Below are 6027 nucleotides of genomic sequence, written 5' to 3'. Positions count from 1 at the left end.
AATTAGCCGACAAGTTATTCATTTCAAAAGACGGTTGGGCTTTTTGTTCTGATTATACAGATGTTGATCACAGTGGAGATTTTGATGATAACTTCAGATGTGAAGACTTGCTACCCTTTAATCAATTAAAAGCATATTATATTGATTTCTTTAATAAATTAAAGGAAACATACGGGGAAATTCCTGTTATATTTTTACACTTTCCAGCAAAATTTGATAATCGAGAAGAATATAGACAAAGAGCTATGTTTATTAATGATATAATTTCTGAACTAGCCGGTAAATACAGCAATTTGCATTCTATAAACGTTGATGACGAGTTAATAGTAAAAAATGAGCTTGATGATTTCCCTTATCATTTTAGTAATGAAACTATTGAAGCATTTTTAAATAAAATATTAGAACTAAATATTGATATGCTTAAAAAACAAACTAACAAAGGAAAAGAGAAATTAAAATATTTTATAAAATTTCCAAGAAGAACCATAAAAAATTTCTTAAAAAAGGATAATAACTATGCGAATTAAATTTATTCAAAACATGCTAGATTTGCTAAGAAACAAGAAAAGAAAAAATGCTAAACAAATGAATAATGGTTTTTTAGCAAGTTCCAATATTTATGAAAAGTTGAAAGAAGATATAAAGAAAATACCTTTTTATAACTTAAAAAACATTCCATCATCACAGGTTGAATGGTTGAATAACTTAAATAAACTGAAAAAATTAATGTTAACCAAAAATCCAAATAATTTTTTACAATGGGGAGTTATTCAATATACTATGTTTATAACAGATGAACATGGTAATTATATTCCAACGGAATTAGATTATTTAAAGAATAGGGCTGATTGGTCTGATAGATACATTCACGCAATTAGAGAAAATATTGTTGGTAATCCTGAGCCTTGCAAAGGCTATCCGGCTTCAAGTTGTAATTTAATTCATCATGCTTATAGTGTTGCTCAATTTGAAGAAAAAACTCAAATTAAAATTAATGAAATAAATACGGTTTTTGAGTTTGGCGGCGGATATGGAAGTATGAGCAGGTTATTTTATAATTTAGGTTTTAATGGAAAATATATTATATATGATCTTCCTGCATTTAGTATTTTACAAAAATATTATCTTAAAACGCTTGGCTTTGAGGTTCTTTCTATAGAAGAGTTTGATAAAAGTAATAAAGGTATTTTATGTATATCAGACATAAATGAATTGAAGAGTATATTAATAAAACTGGATAACTCGCAAAATAACTTGTTTTTAGGAACCTGGTCAATTAGTGAAACTCCTTTATCTGTTAGGGAATCTATAGTTCCTTTATTAAATAATTTGAATTTATTTTTAATCGCTTATCAAAATAATTTCAATGAGATGGATAATATAGAATATTTTAATAACTTTATGGTTTCACGTAGTGATATAAACTGGCAAACCTGGCACATGGAATATTTGCCAGGCAGTAATTATTTAATTGGTAAAAATCATTAATATTTAAAGTTTTAAAAGGAGAGTAATTTTTAATATGTCATCAATAATTGTATTTTCTAAAGACAGGCCGATGCAACTCCATGCATATCTTGAAAGCTTGCTGTATTATTCGGATGCACAGCAAAATAATATAACGGTTTTGTATAAAGAAACTCCGGATATTGATTATACACGAGTTATTAAGGAATTTTCTTCTGTAAACTGGATTGCAGAAAACAGATTTTATGATGATTTAATGTCTGTAATTGAAAAGTCTGATGATTATATTATGTTTGGCTGTGATGATGTGGTATTTAAAAACAAATTTAGTCTTAAATATGCACAAGAAGTATTATTTCAAAACGAGCAGATTTTTGGGTTCAGTTTTAGGTTAGGAAAAAATATAATTCCATATCCGACAAATATTTCAAATGATAATAAATATATTGAATGGAACTGGAAAGAAGCTGTTGAAACCCATTACAATTATCCGTGGGAGCTAGATTGCACGCTATATAGAAAATCAGATATTCTAAAAATGCTTGATTCCACAAATGAAACCATTAAAAGCCCCAATTATTTAGAGAGTGAATTCGCAAATAATCCAAAACAATACATTTTACGCCCTAATCTTGCCTGTTTAAATATGACAAGTCAGGCAATCGTAATTACTGTTAATCGAGTTCAGGATACTCACTGTAATCCTATTGATGATTCAAAAAAAACTGATATTTACACCTTGAATAAGATTTATAATGAGCAAAATAATAAATTAGATATTAAAGCTATAGCTAATATGAATAATTATGTTATTCATGCTGGATCTGAATATTTTGTATTGGAAAATCGTGATAAAAGCTGGAAAAAACCCAGAATTAAAAGACCTAAAAATAAAAAAAGAAATCCTCTAAAATTATTCTTTAAAAACATTGGATATCTATTTAGATACAGCTTAAAAGAAATGAGCCAGGGAAGTGATTCTAAATATATCAGCAGAGATCAGTTAAATCTTATTCTTGACGGTATAAAATATGAACTGGCGGATGATATCAAAAACCTTAAGAAACCAAATATTAAGTCTCCAAATGATACAATTGTAGATTTAATTAAGAAAAAAACAAGTTTTTGCCGATTTGGAGATGGAGAATTTGTTCTAATGGAAGGTGGCAGTATTCCATTTCAAAAGTCTGATAGTAAATTATCACAAAGATTGAATGAGATTTTTCGGTCAAATGATGAAAATATTTTCATAGGAGTGCCTTATAGTTATTATGCATCTACTGAAAATATGCAGGAGCAAGTAAAGAATTTTATGCGATGCTGGGTTAGTGACAAAAGGAATAAAATTACTGCTCTATGTGATCCAACCAAGCAGTATTATGATACTGGGTGTTCTCAAATGTATGCAATGTATAAAAAACTTGATTTTGCATCTTATTTTGAACAAATTAAAGAAATCTGGTTAAATCAAGATATTGCAATTATTTGTGGAAAAACCGTTTTTGATAAAATAGAAACAAATATTTTTGACTGCGCAAAATCAGTTGAATATATGTACGCACCTTCAATGAATGCCTTTGAAGAGTATGAGTTCATATTGACACAAGCGAAACAAATCGATAAAAATAAAAAAGTGATTATTATTTTAGGCCCAACTGCAACAGTTCTGTCTTATGATTTAGCCAAAGAAGGCTATCAAGCTATTGATTTTGGACATATTGCAAAAGATTATGACTGCTATTCCAAAAAAATAGAACATACTACTCAAACAATTATTGATTTTTTTGATCCTGATTAGATAAGGCTATAAGTAATGATAAAATTTCTTGATTTAAAAGCAATAAATGAACAGTATAGGTTCGAAATAGACGAAGCAATAAAGAGAGTTTTGGATTCTGGATGGTATCTATTAGGAAAAGAAGTAGAGGCTTTCGAACAAGAATTCGCTCAATATTGCAACACAAAACATGCTATAGGCGTTGCAAATGGACTTGATGCCTTGTCTTTAATAATTCGCGCCTATGATTTTCCTTCTGGTAGTGAAATCATAGTACCAGCAAATACATATATAGCTTCTATTCTGTCTATATCTGCAAATAATTTAAAGCCAAGGCTTGTAAAGCCTGATATTAATACATACAATATAGACGTTGGTGCAATAGAGCAAGAAATAAATGATAAAACAGTTGCCATAATGCCTGTTCATCTGTACGGGCAAACCTGTGATATGGATAAAATAAATGAATTAGCTAAAAAATACAATTTAAAAGTTATTGAAGATTCAGCTCAAGCTCATGGAGCTTATTATAATGAAAAAAGAGCCGGTAACCTTGGAGATGCATCTGCATTTAGTTTTTATCCTGGTAAAAATCTTGGCTGTCTGGGTGATGGTGGCGCAATTACAACTAATAATGATAAATTAGCAGAGAAGCTCAGAGCTCTAAGAAACTACGGTTCACATGTAAAATATGAAAACCTGTTTAAAGGTACTAATTCAAGATTAGATGAAGTTCAAGCAGCAGTATTAAGAGTTAAATTAAGATATTTAGATAAGGATAATGAAAAAAGAAGACAAATTTCCAAAATTTATCGTGAAAATATCAAAAATCCTAAAATCATTCTTCCAAACGTAAATAACGAAGACTCTCATGTTTGGCATTTGTTTGTTGTAAGAACCGAAAACAGGGATAATTTACAGAAACATTTAGCTGATAAAGGCATACAATCAATGATCCATTATCCAATTCCTCCTCATAAGCAAAAAGCGTATTCAGAATGGAATGGTCTGAGCATGCCAATTACCGAGAAAATTCATAGGGAAGTATTAAGCATTCCAATTAGTCCCGTAATGAGCGATGAAGAAGTTAGTATAGTTATTGAGGTTTTAAATGCATACAAGTAACGAATATGATTTTATATTTAGTATAGGTGAAGACTGCGCTTGCACTGGATATTTAAGAAAACATAATTTACAAAATTTCTCTTATCCTTTTGACTGGCTGACTAAGGCTTCTTTCGAAAGCAGGATAGATTTATTGGTTAATGACTTTAAAGATTTTCTTAATCCGGAAGATATTAAGTTTTTGCCTAAAAATCCTGAACTGAATAATGACCCGAATTACGATTATTATGAAAATATCAGAACGGGTTTTTACTTTTATCACGATTTTCCAGCTAATTCAGACTTGTTAGTTAATCTCAATGTTGTAGAAGAAAAATACGCTAGAAGAATTAATAGACTGTATAAACATATTGCAGAAGCGCAAACCATTTTAATCGTGTGGCTTAGCAGAGATAAATTCATTGATGAAAACAGGTTAAAAGTAGCCTACGAGAAAATTGACAGTAAATTTCCAGATAAAAATATAGACTTTTTGATTCTGGAAAATGATAGTAATAGAAAGCCAAATGAATGTGAATGTGTTTCTGTAACAGACAATATTAAAAAATATGTATATGACAATGCATCTTATGATTATTCTAATCCAATGGCTGAATGTATGGGAAATATTGAACAAACCAGCAAAATATTTGATAATTACAAGATGAACGTAAAATTAAAAGTGCTTATTGAGAATAAAATAAAAATGGTTTTAGGCAAATTCATAGCCTTATTTATTCCAACAAGATCTTTGCGCAGACGTTTTAAAGATAAATGGTGCAATTTATGAATTTGACGACTGAAAAAGTTCTGTTAAAAATAAATAAAAATAAAAATAAATTTGGAAATTTATTAAAAAAAGCCGATTTAGAGAAAAATGAATCTAAAAAGCTGCAATACTTATTAGATTCCGCTCATTTTGCATCTTATAATGTTTGTCATCATTTATGCTCAAGCAAAATAGAAAATGAGCTTATAAACATCTCTAAAAAATACAACATACCTTTAAATAAAACTTATGAAAAAAACAGCTTTTTACACGTGCTTACAGAAGCTTTTCCTACAGGTGGTCACACACGTGTGACTGAAAGATGGATTAAAAATTCCCCAGCAGAGCAAAAGCATTCTGTAATCTTACTTAAGCAAAAATATCAGAACGAAATTCCTGATACCTTAAGGCAAAACGTTAAAGAAAAAAATGGTGATTTTATAGTTTTTGATAAAAATACCACATTTGTTGAATCAGCACTGCAATTACGAAAGATAGCTTCTGGCTATGAAAATATTATTCTACATGTTCATATGGAAGATATTGTGCCAATATTGGCTTTTGGTACAGAAGAATTTAAAAGACCAGTTGTGTTTTTTAATCATGGAGATCATATCTTCTGGCTAGGTGTAAGTATTTCTGATCTTGTTGTTAATTTTAGAACTTGTTCTAATAGTTTTAATGAAAAGTATAGACACGTTAAGAATAACGCGGTTTTACCATTACCTATTTGTAGTGAAAATATTGATAATATAAAAGAAAATACTGAGCAAATTATTCGAACAAAGCAAGAGTTAGGATTTCAAGAAAACTCAAAAGTAATACTAACTATGGCATCTTCATATAAGTATGCGCCTTTTGATAATTATAATTTTATAAATACTATATCTGAGATACTCAAAAGGACTGA

Annotated in this window: 4 protein-coding genes and 2 pseudogenes (1 of these 6 cut by a window edge); all 6 read left to right on the top strand. The window is 29.3% G+C overall.

The window, feature by feature from the left end; all coding sequences use genetic code 11:
* Positions 1-527, top strand: a pseudogene (locus tag A2255_02810) (hypothetical protein).
* Positions 517-1488, top strand: a complete 972-nt coding sequence (locus tag A2255_02805) for a hypothetical protein (GenBank protein OGI23234.1) — start codon at positions 517-519, stop codon at positions 1486-1488. The pseudogene A2255_02810 and the gene A2255_02805 overlap by 11 nt, the downstream one beginning before the upstream one ends.
* 34 nt (positions 1489-1522) lie before the next feature.
* A complete protein-coding gene (locus tag A2255_02800; GenBank protein OGI23233.1) occupies positions 1523-3265 on the top strand; it encodes a hypothetical protein in 1743 nt (580 codons plus the stop codon).
* Between the two features lie 15 nt (positions 3266-3280).
* Entirely contained in the window at positions 3281-4369 is a 1089-nt protein-coding gene (locus A2255_02795; protein ID OGI23232.1) for an aminotransferase, read from the top strand.
* Positions 4356-5138 carry a hypothetical protein gene (locus tag A2255_02790; GenBank protein ID OGI23231.1) on the top strand — a complete coding sequence of 261 codons (783 nt, stop codon included), beginning with the start codon at positions 4356-4358 and terminating at the stop codon, positions 5136-5138. The genes A2255_02795 and A2255_02790 overlap by 14 nt, the downstream gene beginning before the upstream one ends.
* A pseudogene (locus tag A2255_02785) lies at positions 5135-6027 on the top strand (hypothetical protein) (it continues 658 nt past the right edge of the window). The gene A2255_02790 and the pseudogene A2255_02785 overlap by 4 nt, the downstream one beginning before the upstream one ends.

It is taken from the genome of Candidatus Melainabacteria bacterium RIFOXYA2_FULL_32_9 (assembly GCA_001784615.1).
Classification (GTDB): domain Bacteria; phylum Cyanobacteriota; class Vampirovibrionia; order Gastranaerophilales; family UBA9579; genus UBA9579.
The sequence above is the reverse complement of the archived record's forward strand: the minus strand, read 5'-3'. Positions and strand labels throughout refer to the sequence as shown.